The sequence below is a fragment of the Ottowia cancrivicina genome (genome assembly GCF_029813755.1).
Lineage (GTDB): Bacteria > Pseudomonadota > Gammaproteobacteria > Burkholderiales > Burkholderiaceae_C > Ottowia > Ottowia massiliensis.
In genome coordinates this window covers 1-502 of record NZ_JARVII010000098.1, presented here as the reverse complement: position 1 = coordinate 502, position 502 = coordinate 1, and the positions used below count along the sequence as shown (strand labels likewise).

The window sequence follows — 502 nt, the reverse complement described above, 5'->3', positions numbered from 1 at the left end:
CGCTGGGCCACCTCATCAAGGAAACCGGCGCAGGCTGGGAAAGAAACTGGCGCTACAACGCAGCAGGCAGACTCAGCGAAATCAGGGACAGCGCAGATGGCCTCACCGTCCAATACCGCTACGACCCCTTTGGGCGAAGAATTGCCAAGACTGTCACGCAAGGCGCAACAAGCCGCACCACCTACTACATCAACGGCGAAAGCGCCCTGATGGCCGAAGCTGATGAAGAAGGCCGGCTCACCAGGGCGTACGGATTCAACCCCCACACGCAGCAATCCAGAACCAACGAGGAGGACGAAGACGCAGAAGAAGGCAGCCTGTGGAGCATCGACCCCATCTGGCAGGCGGACTTGAACGGCAAAACCAGCCTGAAAGAAGCCAGCTACCACTACCTGGTCACGGATCACCTGGGAGTGCCCGTATTGGCGCTGAACAAGGCGGGCGAGACGACGTGGAAAGCCAGATATGAAGCCTTTGGCAAGGCGCGGATAGACCATGCTTC

The 502-nt window shown here is 59.2% G+C and carries 1 protein-coding gene; it reads left to right on the top strand.

Going from position 1 to position 502, the window contains the following annotated elements:
• The coding region (locus QB898_RS13210; protein WP_279525320.1) for an RHS domain-containing protein at positions 1–502 on the top strand (502 nt) is incomplete at both ends.